Here is a 13,190-nt window from a genome sequence, read left to right on the forward strand (position 1 = left end):
TACGGTGTGAGGCACGGACCGGACATTGGTCGATCCCGACAGGCAAGACGACAGGGAGGGCTTAGTCCCTCCCTTTTTTACGCCTTCAGCAGATCCTCGCGCCCGGCCAGCCAGCGTTCGAGATGGCGGTCGGCGGCCGCGACGTGGTCACGCAGCAGCGTGTCGGCCGCTTCGCGTGCCAGTTCGACCAGCGCCTCGTCGATCACCAGGTCGGCGAAGCGCAGCAGCGGCTGACCGGACTGGCGGCTGCCGATGAACTCGCCGGGGCCGCGCAGCTTCAGGTCCTCGGCGGCGATCATGAAACCGTCGGTATAGGCATGAATGACGCGCAGCCGCTCACGCGCGGTCTGCGACAGCGGCCCCTCGTACAGCAGCACGCAGGCCGATTCACGGCTGCCACGGCCGACCCGGCCGCGCAGTTGGTGCAGCTGCGACAGACCGAAGCGCTCGGCGTGCTCGATCACCATCAGGCTGGCATTGGGCACGTCGACACCGACCTCGATCACCGTGGTGGCGACAAGCAGATGCGTGTCGCCGGCGACGAAGCCCGCCATCACCGCCGCCTTCTCGTCCGGTTTCATGCGGCCATGCACCAGCCCCACCTTCAGTTCCGGGCAGGCGGCCAGCAGTTGCGCGTGGGTGTCGATCGCGGTCTGCAATTGCAGCGTTTCCGATTCCTCGATCAGCGGGCACACCCAGTAGGCCTGGGCGCCGGCGGCACAGGCGTCGCGCACGCGCTCGATCACCTGTTCGCGACGTGCGGCGGCGATGAGCTTCGTCAGCACCGGCGTACGGCCGGGTGGCAGTTCGTCGATCACCGACACGTCGAGGTCGGCGTAGAAACTCATGGCCAGCGTGCGCGGAATGGGTGTCGCGCTCATCATCAGCTGATGCGGGCTCACGTCGCCGGCCTTGGCGCGCAGCGCGAGCCGCTGGCGCACACCGAAGCGGTGCTGTTCGTCCACCACGGCGACACCGAGGCGCGCGAAATCGACCGCGTCCTCGATCAATGCGTGCGTGCCGACCGCGATCGGCGCCGCACCGCTGGCGATGGCTTCCTTCATCGCCCGCTTGTCGCGTGCCTTCAGGCTGCCTGACAGCCAGGCCACCTGTATCCCCAGCGGCGCCAGCCAGTCGGCCAGTTTGCGGTAATGCTGTTCGGCGAGAATTTCGGTCGGCGCCATGAAGGCCGCCTGGTAGCCGGCCTCGACCGCGCGCAGACAGGCCAGCGCCGCCACCACCGTCTTGCCGGAACCGACGTCACCCTGCAGCAGCCGCTGCATCGGATACGGCTGCGACAGGTCGGCGGCGATTTCCGCCCAGGCGCGCGCCTGCGCGCCGGTCAGCGCGAACGGCAGCTGCTGCAGGAAGCGGTCGATCAGCGAGCCGGTGGTCTGCGTGGGCTGCGGCAGCACCGGCGCGTCGCGGCTGCGCCGTGCGGCGTGAGCGCGCTTCAGGCTCAGTTGCTGCGCCAGCAGTTCGTCGAACTTGATGCGCCGCCAGGCCGGCGCCAGACGTTCGTCGAGATCGCGCAGCGATTCGCCCGGCCGCGGCCGGTGCAAGGCCTGCACCGCGGCGCCGAAAGGCACCAGCGCGTAGTGGCGGCGCAGCGCCTCGGGCAGGCTGTCGGCAAGATCGGTGCGCTCCAGCGCGTCGTCGATCGCGCGGCGCAGGCTGGCCTGCGACAGGCCCGCGGTGGCCGGATAGACCGGCGTCAGCCGGTCCGGCAATGGCGTGTCCTCGCCGACATTGCGCACCCGCGGGTGCAGCATTTCGGCGCCGAAGAAGCCGGGGTTGATATCGCCGAACAGGCGCACCCGCTTGCCGGGTGCGAGCTGTTTCTGCTGCGACGGATAGAAGTTGAAAAAGCGCAGCGTGACGGTGCCGCTGTCGTCGGCGGCGGTCACGACCAGCTGGCGACGCGGCCGGAATTTCACTTCCGCCTGCGTCACCTCGACCTCGACCTGCACCGGCTGGCCGGCGCGCGCGAGCGCCACCGGCGTGATGCGCGTCTCGTCCTCATAGCGAAGCGGGAAGTGCAGGACGAGCGCGGCATCCGAGCCGAGGCCCATCTTGTCGAGCGCGGCCGAAAGCGCTTCGCTGCGGGTACTCATGCGCGAAAGGGAGGGGCCGGGATGGCCCGGCCGGTCGGTGTCAGTCGATCACCAGTACGGCATCGACCTCGACCAGCGCACCACGCGGCAGCGCGGCCACGCCGACCGCCGCACGCGCCGGGAAGGGCTGGTTGAAGTAGCGGGTCATCGCCTCGTTCACCTTGGCGAAGTTGCCGAGGTCGGTCAGGAACACGTTCACCTTGACCGCGTTATCCAGCGTGGCGCCGGCAGCAGCGGCCACCGCCTTCAGGTTGTCGAACACGCGGGTGATCTGCGCGTCGATGCCGTCGGCCATGGTCATGGTGGCCGGATCGAGGCCGATCTGGCCCGACATGTAGACGGTGTTGCCAACCTTGACCGCCTGCGAATAGGTGCCGATGGCGGCGGGTGCGTCGGTCGTCGAAACGATGGTGCGCGACATGCGAAGTCTCCGGAAACGTTGTGGATGAATGCTGCGCAGCACACCGGCCACGGGAGGCCAGTGTGCGGGACGTCGCCGGATTATCGCGGATTCGGTGCCGCCGGGGTTGCCGACGGACGCGTCGGTACGGATCAGGTGTGCGCGTGCGCCCGCTGCTGCGCTGCGGCGTCGCTCATGCGATCGAGTTCGCCGATCACGTTCAGGCTCAGCGTCTCCATCCGTGCAATCGCCGCCAGCGCCTGCTCGTGACGGCCATCCTTCGCGTGCTGCAACGCCTCGATGCCGACCCGGTGAAAAGCCTCGTGCGGCGCATCCAGCTCGCGGAAGCCGGGCAGGTGGCTGTGGCAGCGCCGGCCTTCGCCTTCGTGATACCACTTGCCGAGGCGACAGGCCGTATGCGAAGCGAAACTGTCCGGCGTGCGATCGGAGTGACCGGACACCACCTGGTAGATGTCCATCTTGTAGGCCAGATGATCGACCTTGGCCAGTTCGGCGAAGGCGCGCAGCGAGGTGACGGCCATCTGTTCGCCATTGGCGCTCGCCTGCTGGCTGAGCGCATCGAGCTGGTTGCTCGCGCCGAGACCGTCCTGCGAATAACCTGCGGCATCAGCGGCATTCGCCTGCATGCGCTCGGTCGCCTGACCGGTGTCCTCCTGGATGCCGCCAACCAGCGTCGCAATCTCCGTGGTCGCCGCACCGGTGCGCTCGGCCAGCTTGCGCACCTCGTCGGCGACGACGGCGAAGCCGCGGCCCTGCTCGCCGGCGCGCGCCGCCTCGATTGCGGCGTTCAGCGCCAGCAGATTGGTCTGGTCGGCAATTTCGCGGATCAGGCGCACGATGCCGCCAATGCGTTCGGCGCGGTCGCGCAGCGTATCGACGCTGTGCGCGGTGTCCTTCAGGCGGTCGGAATAGCCGGACAGGTTGCCGGCGACGGCCCGGCTGTCGCGCGCCGTCGCGGCACAGCGTTCCGCCGTCTCGGCCGCTCGCCCGGCCTCGGCGGTCACGATCTCCGCCAGTCCGGCCAGGGTCGTGCGGAAGCGCTGGAAGGAGGTGGCATAGGCGGTGAGGCTGGACAACAGGCCGGCGTTGAAGGCGCAACGCTTCTCCGTCTGCTCGCGCGCCTCGTTGAGCGCGCGGCACTCGTCACCCAGTCGCGACACATCGGCGCGCAGCGCACCGACCTCGTCCTTCAGGCGGTCACGCTCCGACGCCAGCGCGTCGAATTCCGCTCGGCTCACCCACCCCATGAAGGCCATTTCGCGACTCCCGTTCTTGTGTGTTTGGATCACAGCTAACGGTCGCGAATCGATACCACTTGAGCGGGGTCAGCGCTGTGCCGCAGCAGGCTTGAGCGCAGTCGGCGGACCGCTGTCCATGCCGAGCGCGCGCAGGCGCTGCCGTGCCTGGTCGGCCTCGGCGCGCGACTTGAACGGCCCGATGTGCACGCGCGCCTCGATCTGCGACGGAATGCCGTTCAGCGCAAGCCGGGCGCGGATCTCTTCTGCATTGGCGACGTTGCTGAATACACCCACCTGCACGACATAACCGGAGCCGGCGACCGCCGGCGAGCGGGCGATGGTCGGTGCCGGCTGCGGCGCTACGTCAGCCGGCGCGGCGGCCGGCCTGGACGGCGCCGCTGCAGGGGGCGCCGCTGCAGGGGGCGCTGCAGCGGAGGGCGCTGCACGGGGCGGCATCGGCGCACCCGGGCGCGCGGTCGATTCGGGCACCGCCGGTTCCGGCGATGCAGCCGGAGTTGGCTGCGCATCGGTGGCGGCATCGGGCAGCGGCGGCGGGGTGTCCTGCATCGACGCCGTCGTCGCGTCGACCGCGGGCGTCTCCTCCGGCGGCAGCGTGGGCAGGGCGGTGGCCTCCTCGGCCGCCGGGGCTTCGGCGGGCGGCGGCGTGACCGCGGCCACCGGTTCGTCGTCGATCTCCGGGGCGCGACGGCTGGCGTCGAACAGGGCCAGACCGCCGATCAGCATCGCGATCAGGCCGCCGGCGACGATCACCCGGCGCAGCAGCGCGCTGCGCTGTTCGGCCGCCGCCTCCTCGTTACCTTGCACGGTCACGCTGTCGGTCGCACTCATGTCCTGTCTCCCATGCCACGGCTCTGCGCCAGCGTACGTACCAGTTCGGCCTCGCCGACCGACATGTCGCACTGCTCAGCGATGTCCTCGGCACTGAGGCCGCGCGCTGCCAGCGACAGCGCCTCGCTGTAATGCGGCGCGACCGGTGGAAGCTGATTGACGGTTTCGAGCCGGCGGCTGACGCCGTCCAGCCTGTCCTCGATCAGGTCGAGCCGGGTTTCCAGCGCCTGCATCAGCGGCGCCAGCCGGGCATCGAGCAGCATGTCGAGTTCGGCCTGCAGGTCCACCGGTGGTGGTGGCACGGGAGCCTCGGGTACGGGCGGCGGTGCGGCTTCGGCGGTGCGGCGGGCGTTGAGCATGGACAGGCGCACCAGCGCATAGCCCATGTAGCCGGCGAGAATGACCAACGCGACCAGCGCTGCTTCCTTCCAGCCGATTGCCGACAGATCGATCAAATCCCCGCTCCGTGTGGTCTGCGCGCATGTCCGGCGCGTCGCAGCATGCATGCGACGCCGCCGTGCGGCGTGTTGGCCCGGATAATAAGGCTTTTTCACTGGCACGCGCCCATGCCGAGTTCTCTGCTGTTCCTGCTGAAGAAGACCGTATCGGTCCTGCTGCTGCCGCCGACCAGCCTGCTGCTGCTGGCCGTGCTCGGCCTGCTGCTGATGCGCCGCCACCGCCGCATCGGCATGACGCTGGCGGCGACCGGCGTACTGACGCTGTATGCGCTGTGCCTGCCGGCACTGGCCGGATGGCTGGAGCGCAGCACCTATTACACCGGCGCGGCCCAGCCGCTGGCTGGCGCCGGCGCCATTGTCGTGCTCGGTGCAGGCACCGCGGACAACCTGGTCGACTATGACGGACAGACGGTGAATGGCTGGGCGCTGGAGCGCGTGCGCGCCGGTGCGCGGCTGGCGAAGGACACCGGTCTGCCGGTGCTGGTCAGCGGTGGCGTGGTGTGGGACGGACGCCCGGAAGGCGAACTGATGCGCGAAGCGATGAGCGACTTCGGCGTAGACGTGCGCTGGGTCGAATCGGCTTCGCGCGACACCGCCGACAACGCCCGGCTGTCGGCGGTGCTGCTGCGCGACGCCGGGATCACCCGCGTCGCGCTGGTGACGCATGCGATGCACATGCGTCGTTCGATGGAGGAATTCCGCCGCGCCGGACTGGACCCGGTCGCTGCGCCAACGATGATCCGCCGCCCCGGCACATGGGAGTTCAGCGACTTCATCCCATCGTCGCGCGCGCTGCAGCAGTTCGGCTGGGCGCTGCACGAGTGGCTGGGCTGGCTGGCGCTGAAACTGCGCCCCTAGCCCCTAGCCCCTAGCCCCTCATCAAAGTTTGGTGCCACCGCTGACGTCGATCACCTGACCGGTGGTCCAGGCGCCATCCGGGCCGACCAGGAAGGACACGACGCCGGCCACGCGGTCGGGCGTGCCGACGCCGGCCAGTGCCTGCATCGACTGCACCGCTTCCGCGCCGCCATTCTCCAGCAGGCCGGTGGTGAGCCGCGTCTCGATCACGCCGGGCGCCACCGCATTGACCGTGATGCCGCGTTCGCCGAGCGAGGCGGCCAGTTGCAGCGTCAGCACATCGACGAAGCCCTTGGTCGCCGAGTAGGCCGGAATGCCAGGAAAGGCAGTGCGGGCGACGATGCTGGACAGGTTCACGATGCGGCCGCCGTCGCGCAGCTTCGGCAGCAGGTATTTGGTGACGAAGAACAGCGAGCGCATGTTCACGTTCGACAGGCGGTCGTAACTGCCTTCGCTCATGTCCTCGATGGCCTCGAAGGGCGCGATGCCGGCGTTGTTCACCAGCACGTCGATGTGCGGTTCGGCCAGCGTGTCCGCCAGATACTGCGGCCCGTCGGACATCGACAGATCGGCCTGCAGCAGCGTGGCGCTGCCGCCTGCGCGTTCGATCGCCGCGCACACGTCGCGCGCCTCTGCGGCACCGTGGGCGTAATGGACGACGACGTGAAAGCCGTCGCGTGCCAGCCGCTGCGCAATCGCCGCGCCGATGCCGCGCGAGGCGCCGGTGACCAGCGCGACACGGCGCTTCTTCGATGCAGACATGGTGATTCCTCCCTTATGTTTATTGGATGAGACCGGTCTGCGGCGACGAGGCCGCGGCCCGGTAAGGCAGCTTTTCCATGCGGCCGGCGAGGAAGGCCTCGCGGCCGGCGATGACGCCGTGGCGCATCGCCGCGGCCATGCGCACCGGGTCGCGCGCGTGCGCGATGGCGGTGTTCATCAGCACGCCGTCGCAGCCCAGTTCCATCGCCACCGCAGCGTCCGACGCAGTGCCGATGCCGGCGTCGACAATGACCGGCACCTTGGCGTCGTTGATGATGATTCCGATGTTCCACGGGTTCAGGATGCCCATGCCGGAACCGATCAGGCTGGCCAGCGGCATGATGGCGACACAGCCCATGCTTTCCAGCACGCGCGCCTGTATCGGGTCGTCGGAGCAATAGACCATGACGCGGAAGCCGTCGCGGATCAACGTTTCGGCGGCGCGCAGCGTTTCCGGCATGTTGGGGTACAGCGACTTCGGATCGCCCAGCACTTCGAGCTTGATCAGGTCGTGGCCGTCGAGCAGTTCGCGCGCCAGGCGCAGCGTGCGCACCGCGTCGTCGGCGGTGTAGCAGCCGGCCGAATTGGGCAGCAGCGTGTAGCGCCCGGTCGGCAGCACGTCGAGCAGGCCGGGTTCGCCGTTGTTGCGGTTCAGCGGCGTGCGCCGGATCGCCACGGTGACGATGTCGGCGCCGCTGGCGTCGAGCGCGCGGGCGGTTTCGTCCAGCGTGCGGTACTTGCCAGTACCGACCAGCAGGCGCGACGCGAAGGGCTGGCCGCCGATCACCAGCGGATCGGTCAGCGGCGTATCAAGGGGTGCATTCATGGTCTAGCCGCCTCCGACGGCGATGACGATTTCGACGCGGTCGCCCGGGCTCAGCGCCGCATGGTCGAACACGCTGCGCGGCACGATTTCGCCATTGCGCTCGACCGCGATGCGCTTGCCGCGCAAGGCCATGCGGTCGAGCAGATCGCCCACCGTGCGCGCATCGTCGAGCGGCTCGTGCTGGCCGTTCACGATGACGGTGTGGGCGCTGGCGTCAGCCATGGTTCTCATGCGCAGCGTGCAGCACGTCGGCACGATAGGACGAGCGCACCAGCGGGCCGGCGGCGACTTCGCTGAAACCCTGTTCGAGCGCGATGACACGCAGCGCATCGAAGCGCTCGGGCGTGATGTACTCGATCACCGGCAGATGGGCCGGCGACGGCCGCAGGTACTGGCCCAGCGTCAGCAGGTCGCAGCCATGGGCGCGCAGGTCGCGCATCACCTCGACCACTTCCGCCTCGGTCTCGCCGAGGCCCAGCATCAGGCCGGTCTTGGTCGGCACGCCGGGGAAGCGCTGGCCGAAGTCGCGCAGCAGCCTGAGCGAGCCTTCGTAGTTCGCGCCCGGCCTGACTTCGCGGTACAGGCGGGGCACGGTTTCCATGTTGTGGTTGAACACGTCCGGCGGCGACACCGCCAGCGCGTCCAGTGCGGCCGCCTCGCGGCCACGGAAATCGGGGGTGAGCACCTCGATCGTGATGTCGGGGCTCAGTGCGCGGATGTCGGCCATGCACTGCGCGAAATGTGCAGCGCCGCCGTCACGCAGGTCGTCGCGGTCCACCGAGGTGATGACCACGTAGCGCAGCTTCATCGCCGCCACCGTCCGCGCCAGGCGCTGCGGTTCGTCGGCATCGGGCGGCAGCGGCCGGCCGTGCGACACGTCGCAGAAGGGGCAGCGGCGCGTGCAGATGGCGCCGAGAATCATGAAGGTCGCCGTGCCACGGCCGAAGCACTCGCCGATGTTCGGGCAGGCCGCCTCTTCACACACCGTATGCAGCGCGTGATCGCGCAGCACGCCCTGCAGCGCGCGCACCGCCGGCGTGTCCTGGTCGCGGCCGCGCAGCCAGGCGGGCTTGGTCGGCGAGGCGACATCCTCGCGCACCTTGACCGGAATGCGGGCGAGCTTGTCGCGTCCGCGCAGGCCTTCGCCTGCAACAGCTGTGCTCATGATGGAATCCGTAAAAATGGCCGCCGCAGGAGAGGCTGCGGCGGCCGGTGGTGCATCAGCCGATGAACTCGCCGATCAGCTTGTTCACTTCGCCTGCCGCTTCGAGCTGGACCATGTGGCCCTGGCCCGGCATCACCTTCACGGTCGCGCCCGGGATCGCCGTGGCGTGAGAGGACGGGATGACACGGTCGTTTTCGCCCCAGATCACCAGCGTCGGCTTGCCGGCCGCGGCCGAAGCAAGCTGCTCGGCCTGACGGCCGCCGGCGAACAGGCCGCCGGCCAGCGTGGCGAGCGCGCTGTCGACGCCTTCGAGGCGCTTGAACTTGAGCATGTCGTCGATCATCGAGCGGGTGACCAGCGACTCGTCGGAATACAGCTGCGCCAGCACCGGCTTCAGCGCGTTGCGCGAAGCGGCGGCGACGAAGCCGTCGATGTAGGCACCGTTGATCTCGTTGCCCAGACCGGCGCTGGCGATCAGCGACAGCGACTTCACCTTGTTCGGCGCGCGCTTGGCGATCGCCAGGCAGACGCCGCCGCCCATCGAGTGGCCGGCCAGGTGGGCGCACTCGAGACCGACTGCGTCCATGAAGCCGATGACGACTTCAGCCAGACCGTCGAGCGAGGCGATGCCGGTCACCTTGGTGGTGCTGCCGTGACCCGGCAGGTCGAGCGCATACACCGCACGCGACTCGGACAGCGGCGAGTGGTTGAACAGCCAGTTGTTCAGATCGCCACCGAAGCCGTGGACCAGCAGCAGCGGGGCCTTGCCGGCCACGTCCTCGCCCAGCTTGAGGTAGCGCACCTCGACATTGCCGACCTTGACCGTCTGCGTCTGCGGACCGGAGTCAGCGTCATCGGCGGACGGCGGCACGAACTCGGCCTGGAAGCGGGCGATCACCGCGTCGATGTCGGCATCGGACGCGCCCTTCTCGGCGACGATGCCGAGCAGCGCGCCGACCGGCAGCACTTCGTCCGGCTGGGCGACCTGACGGCGCAGCACGCCGGACACCGACGCCTCGACGGCGCCGGAAATCTTCTCGCTCTCGACCTCGATGATTTCCTCACCCGGGTCTATCGTGTCACCGACTTCCTTCAGCCACAGGTTGACCTTCCCCTCCTGCATGGAAAGGCCCCACTTGGGCATGGTGACGGTATGGATTGCGGACATCAGCGATACTCCTTGACCTTCATCACGGCTTCTTCGATGCGTGCCGGACTGGGGATGTAAAGATCTTCAAGCGAAGCGGCGAACGGCACCGGAACGTGCGGTGCAGTCACCATCTGGATCGGCGCCTTCAGTGCGCCGAAAGCTTCCTGTGCAACGAAGCTGGAAATGTCGGACGCCATGCTGCAGCGCGGGTTGGACTCATCGACGACGACCAGGCGGCCGGTGCGCTCGACGCTTTCCAGAATCGTGTCGGTGTCGAGCGGCGAGGTCGTGCGCGGATCGATGATTTCGCACTGGATGCCCTTCTTGCGCAGGTTGCCGGCGGCTTCCTTCGCGTAATGGACCATGCGGCCCATCGCGACGATGGTCACGTCATCGCCTTCCTGCACCACGGCGGCTTCGCCGAAGGGGACGATGTAGCTCTCGGCCGGCACGTCGCCTTCCATCGTGTAGAGCGCCTTGTGCTCCAGGAAGATGACCGGGTCGTTGTCGCGGATCGACTGGATCAGCAGACCCTTCGCGTCGTACGGGTTCGACGGGATGACCACCTTCAGGCCGGGGATGTGCGTGAACACGTTGTACAGGCACTGCGAGTGCTGGGCGGCGGCGCGGAAGCCGGCGCCATACATGGCGCGGATGACGACCGGGGTCTTGGCCTTGCCGCCGAACATGTACTTGAACTTGGCAGCCTGGTTGAAGATCTGGTCGAAGCAGACGCCCATGAAGTCGATGAACATCAGCTCGGCGACCGGACGCAGGCCGTTGCAGGCCGCACCGACGGCGGCGCCGACATAACCCGATTCCGAGATCGGGGTGTCGAGCACGCGGCCCGGATGCTTCGCGTACAGCCCCTTGGTCACGCCGAGCACGCCGCCCCAGGCGTCGTTCTCGCCGGGCGAGCCTTCGCCACCGGCGACGTCCTCACCCATGATGATGACGCTCGGGTCACGCGACATTTCCTGATCCAGCGCCTCGTTGATGGCCTGCTGGTAAGTAATCTTTCTTGCCATTCTGTTTTCTCCTGTCGGCGTATGGCGCGGGTTCAGTAAGAGATGTAGACGTCGGCCATCAGGGCCTCGGGCGGCGGCAGCGGATCCGACTTCGCCTTCACCACCGAGTCGTCGATCATCGTCTTCACTTCGCGGTCGATGGCTTCGATGTCAGCCATGGTCAGTTCGCCGCGCGAAGTCACGCGCTTGGCGAACTGCATCAGGCAGTCCTTGGTTTCGCGCAGCTTCTGCACTTCGCCCGGCGCGCGGTAGGTCTGCTGGTCGCCTTCGAAGTGGCCGTAGTAGCGCGACAGCTTCACTTCGAGCAGGGTCGGGCCGCCGCCTTCGCGGGCGCGCTTGATCGCCTCGCCGGCCGCTTCGTACACCGCGAAGAAATCGAAACCATCGACGATGACGCCCGGCATGCCGAAGGCGCTCGCGCGGTCGGCGATGTTCTCGACAGCCACCGAGAAGGTGCTGGAGGTCGCTTCGGCGTAACCGTTGTTCTCGGCCACGAAGATGACCGGCAGCTTCCACACCGAAGCGAGGTTCATCGCTTCGAAAATGGTGCCCTGGTTGGACGCGCCGTCACCGAAGAAGCACACGCCGACGTTGTTCTCGCCGCGGATCTTGGACGCCAGTGCGGTACCGCAGATCAGCGGGCCACCGCCACCGACGATGCCGTTGGCGCCGAGCATGCCCACCTCGAGGTCGGCGATGTGCATCGAGCCGCCCTTGCCCTTGCAGGTGCCGGTGGCCTTGCCCCAGATCTCGGCCATCATGCCGACGGGATCAACGCCCTTGGCGATGCAGTGGCCGTGACCGCGGTGGGTCGAGGCGATGTAGTCGTTGCGGTTGAGGTGCATGCAGATGCCGGTCGCCGAAGCTTCCTCGCCTGCATACAAATGGACGAAACCGGGGATCTCGCCGGTGGCGAAATCGACGTGCACGCGCTCCTCGAAATCGCGGATGGTGCGCATGGTCCGGTAAGCCTGCAGAAGGGCTTCCCTGTTCAAAGGACTGGTCATGAGTGCTCCTCTTTGTTGTGGACAGAAATGCCCGCGGTTCTCCGGCAGCTGCGGGCGGATGGCTGATCGAGCCTGGGGCGGAGCGCGGCGCCGTCGTTGGCGCCGGCTCCGTGGAGAGCGATGAGCGGGAGCGCGCGCGTCATGCGGCACCTCCCGCGTAGTGGCGCAGCAGTCGGTGCTGCGCCGCATGGGTGAGCGTGGCGGCGACGTCGATGGTCTGCGGGCCGTTCGGGTCGAGGCTGATTTCGATGCGGCTGCCGGTGTGGAACTCGATCTCGCGCTCGCCATCGAGCGCGATGGTTCCGCTGCGACCGGTCAGCACCACCGGCTCGTGCGGCGACAGATGCGCGTAGTCGCGCACCCCGACTTCGGCCACCAGGCCGGGCGCGATCGCCGCGTGCACGCGGCGCGGCGTGTCGCCGGTCGGCGCGCAGCGCACGTGCAGGCCGTGTGCTGCGGCACGCGTGACCGGTTCGAGCTGACCGGCGATGGCCGACAGGCCGATGCCGTCGGCCGCGGCGAAGGTAACGAACAGTTCCTCGACCAGCGCGCTGTCCCAGACGGCGCGCGAGCCGACGTACTCATGACCGGTGAAGCAGGCGTCGACCAGCGCGATGTCGTCGCGGTCGTCGCAGCGCACGCGCAGCAGCTTGTTGCGGCGAAGGCCGGCCGCGGCCGGCACCGCGCCGGTGGCGATCAGGCCGGCCGCCAGCCCGGCCACGGTCGCCTCTCGCATTTCCGGAAAGGCGTTGTTGGTGCCGGTGGACAGCGCCAGCAGCGGCACCTGGCCGCACCGCTTGGCCACCGCGCGATGGGTCCCGTCGCCGCCGAGCACGATGATGGCGGACACGCCCGCCGCGCACATCGCCTCGGTGGCATGCAGCGTGTCGTCGATCGACTCGGACACGGTCATGTCGATGAAGCGCACGCGCCGCCCTTCGGTCGACCGGCCGTCGAGGCCGAGCGCGCGATACACCAGGCCGGAGATCGAGCCCTTGTCCGGCATGAGCAGCACGTGCTCGACACCGGCCGCTTCGAGGCCGGCGATGGCGCGCACGATCATGCTGGCCTTCTCCGCGTTCGGAAACACCGATGCACGGGAAGTGAGACGACGGATGTCCCTGCCTGATGCCGGGTTGGCGATGATGCCGACGCTGATCGGGCGGGAAGGACTGGGCGACACGACGATGCGACTCCTGAACGAGGTTTGAGCCCTCATTGCATCTGTCGTGCCAGCGCCTCGTCGCCAATCGGCGTTCTGGCGACAAGCCGATGATTCGTAAGAGGTCTGTCACGCCCATCGTCATAGGCCGT

The 13,190-nt window shown here is 68.3% G+C and carries 14 protein-coding genes; 1 reads left to right on the forward strand and 13 read right to left on the reverse strand.

Annotated elements, in window-relative coordinates:
* Positions 1–77 precede the first annotated feature (77 nt).
* From recG to WDZ97_RS15515, 5 genes are all read right to left on the reverse strand, one after another.
* Positions 78–2,114 (reverse strand): ATP-dependent DNA helicase RecG, encoded by a 2,037-nt coding sequence (gene recG / locus WDZ97_RS15495; protein WP_425763337.1) that lies wholly within the window; start codon positions 2,112–2,114, stop codon positions 78–80.
* 40 nt (positions 2,115–2,154) lie between these two features.
* On the reverse strand, positions 2,155–2,535 hold the full coding sequence (locus WDZ97_RS15500) for a Rid family detoxifying hydrolase (protein WP_304000560.1): 381 nt from the start codon (positions 2,533–2,535) through the stop codon (positions 2,155–2,157).
* Between the two features lie 131 nt (positions 2,536–2,666).
* On the reverse strand, positions 2,667–3,791 hold the full coding sequence (locus tag WDZ97_RS15505; RefSeq protein ID WP_425763338.1) for a methyl-accepting chemotaxis protein: 1,125 nt from the start codon (positions 3,789–3,791) through the stop codon (positions 2,667–2,669).
* Between the two features lie 69 nt (positions 3,792–3,860).
* Positions 3,861–4,622, reverse strand: a complete 762-nt coding sequence (locus tag WDZ97_RS15510; protein WP_425763339.1) for an SPOR domain-containing protein — start codon at positions 4,620–4,622, stop codon at positions 3,861–3,863.
* Positions 4,619–5,077 (reverse strand): DUF2802 domain-containing protein, encoded by a 459-nt coding sequence (locus WDZ97_RS15515; RefSeq protein ID WP_425763340.1) that lies wholly within the window; start codon positions 5,075–5,077, stop codon positions 4,619–4,621. The genes WDZ97_RS15510 and WDZ97_RS15515 overlap by 4 nt, the downstream gene beginning before the upstream one ends.
* Positions 5,078–5,188: 111 nt before the next feature.
* Between WDZ97_RS15515 and WDZ97_RS15520 the strand changes: the two genes are divergently transcribed.
* On the forward strand, positions 5,189–5,938 hold the full coding sequence (locus WDZ97_RS15520; protein WP_425763341.1) for a YdcF family protein: 750 nt from the start codon (positions 5,189–5,191) through the stop codon (positions 5,936–5,938).
* A gap of 21 nt (positions 5,939–5,959) precedes the next feature.
* Here the strand turns inward: WDZ97_RS15520 and WDZ97_RS15525 are convergent, their stop codons facing one another.
* The 8 genes from WDZ97_RS15525 to WDZ97_RS15560 form a co-directional block, all read right to left on the reverse strand.
* Positions 5,960–6,700: an SDR family NAD(P)-dependent oxidoreductase gene (locus WDZ97_RS15525; RefSeq protein ID WP_020166038.1), complete on the reverse strand. Its 741-nt coding sequence runs from the start codon at positions 6,698–6,700 to the stop codon at positions 5,960–5,962.
* Between the two features lie 19 nt (positions 6,701–6,719).
* Positions 6,720–7,526, reverse strand: coding sequence for a thiazole synthase (locus WDZ97_RS15530; protein WP_019916558.1), 807 nt, complete (start codon positions 7,524–7,526; stop codon positions 6,720–6,722).
* A gap of 3 nt (positions 7,527–7,529) precedes the next feature.
* Positions 7,530–7,748: a sulfur carrier protein ThiS gene (gene thiS, locus WDZ97_RS15535; protein WP_019916557.1), complete on the reverse strand. Its 219-nt coding sequence runs from the start codon at positions 7,746–7,748 to the stop codon at positions 7,530–7,532.
* Complete coding sequence (gene lipA / locus WDZ97_RS15540) at positions 7,741–8,691, reverse strand: lipoyl synthase (RefSeq protein ID WP_425763342.1); 951 nt, start codon at positions 8,689–8,691, stop codon at positions 7,741–7,743. Before lipA ends, thiS begins: the two co-directional genes overlap by 8 nt.
* A 55-nt stretch (positions 8,692–8,746) precedes the next feature.
* Positions 8,747–9,859, reverse strand: coding sequence for an acetoin dehydrogenase dihydrolipoyllysine-residue acetyltransferase subunit (locus WDZ97_RS15545; RefSeq protein WP_425763343.1), 1,113 nt, complete (start codon positions 9,857–9,859; stop codon positions 8,747–8,749).
* Complete coding sequence (locus WDZ97_RS15550) at positions 9,859–10,869, reverse strand: alpha-ketoacid dehydrogenase subunit beta (protein WP_304000567.1); 1,011 nt, start codon at positions 10,867–10,869, stop codon at positions 9,859–9,861. Before WDZ97_RS15550 ends, WDZ97_RS15545 begins: the two co-directional genes overlap by 1 nt.
* 32 nt (positions 10,870–10,901) lie before the next feature.
* The gene (locus WDZ97_RS15555) at positions 10,902–11,876 is read right to left on the reverse strand and encodes a thiamine pyrophosphate-dependent dehydrogenase E1 component subunit alpha (RefSeq protein ID WP_304000568.1); all 975 of its coding nucleotides are present in this window, start codon (positions 11,874–11,876) and stop codon (positions 10,902–10,904) included.
* A gap of 139 nt (positions 11,877–12,015) precedes the next feature.
* Positions 12,016–13,095, reverse strand: a complete 1,080-nt coding sequence (locus WDZ97_RS15560) for an ATP-NAD kinase family protein (RefSeq protein ID WP_425763344.1) — start codon at positions 13,093–13,095, stop codon at positions 12,016–12,018.
* Positions 13,096–13,190: the final 95 nt, after the last annotated feature.

The organism is Methyloversatilis sp. MC4-4 (assembly GCF_049843555.1).
GTDB lineage: Bacteria > Pseudomonadota > Gammaproteobacteria > Burkholderiales > Rhodocyclaceae > Methyloversatilis > Methyloversatilis discipulorum_B.

Excerpts from the sequence above, each read along its gene's own strand:
- recG (WP_425763337.1), bottom strand. The coding sequence starts at position 2,114 with ATGAGTACCCGCAGCGAAGCGCTTTCGGCCGCGCTCGACAAGATGGGC.
- WDZ97_RS15500 (WP_304000560.1), bottom strand. The coding sequence starts at position 2,535 with ATGTCGCGCACCATCGTTTCGACGACCGACGCACCCGCCGCCATCGGC.
- WDZ97_RS15505 (WP_425763338.1), bottom strand. The coding sequence starts at position 3,791 with ATGGCCTTCATGGGGTGGGTGAGCCGAGCGGAATTCGACGCGCTGGCG.
- WDZ97_RS15510 (WP_425763339.1), bottom strand. The coding sequence starts at position 4,622 with ATGAGTGCGACCGACAGCGTGACCGTGCAAGGTAACGAGGAGGCGGCG.
- WDZ97_RS15520 (WP_425763341.1), top strand. The coding sequence starts at position 5,189 with ATGCCGAGTTCTCTGCTGTTCCTGCTGAAGAAGACCGTATCGGTCCTG.
- WDZ97_RS15525 (WP_020166038.1), bottom strand. The coding sequence starts at position 6,700 with ATGTCTGCATCGAAGAAGCGCCGTGTCGCGCTGGTCACCGGCGCCTCG.
- WDZ97_RS15530 (WP_019916558.1), bottom strand. The coding sequence starts at position 7,526 with ATGAATGCACCCCTTGATACGCCGCTGACCGATCCGCTGGTGATCGGC.
- thiS (WP_019916557.1), bottom strand. The coding sequence starts at position 7,748 with ATGGCTGACGCCAGCGCCCACACCGTCATCGTGAACGGCCAGCACGAG.
- lipA (WP_425763342.1), bottom strand. The coding sequence starts at position 8,691 with ATGAGCACAGCTGTTGCAGGCGAAGGCCTGCGCGGACGCGACAAGCTC.
- WDZ97_RS15545 (WP_425763343.1), bottom strand. The coding sequence starts at position 9,859 with ATGTCCGCAATCCATACCGTCACCATGCCCAAGTGGGGCCTTTCCATG.
- WDZ97_RS15550 (WP_304000567.1), bottom strand. The coding sequence starts at position 10,869 with ATGGCAAGAAAGATTACTTACCAGCAGGCCATCAACGAGGCGCTGGAT.
- WDZ97_RS15555 (WP_304000568.1), bottom strand. The coding sequence starts at position 11,876 with ATGACCAGTCCTTTGAACAGGGAAGCCCTTCTGCAGGCTTACCGGACC.
- WDZ97_RS15560 (WP_425763344.1), bottom strand. The coding sequence starts at position 13,095 with ATGAGGGCTCAAACCTCGTTCAGGAGTCGCATCGTCGTGTCGCCCAGT.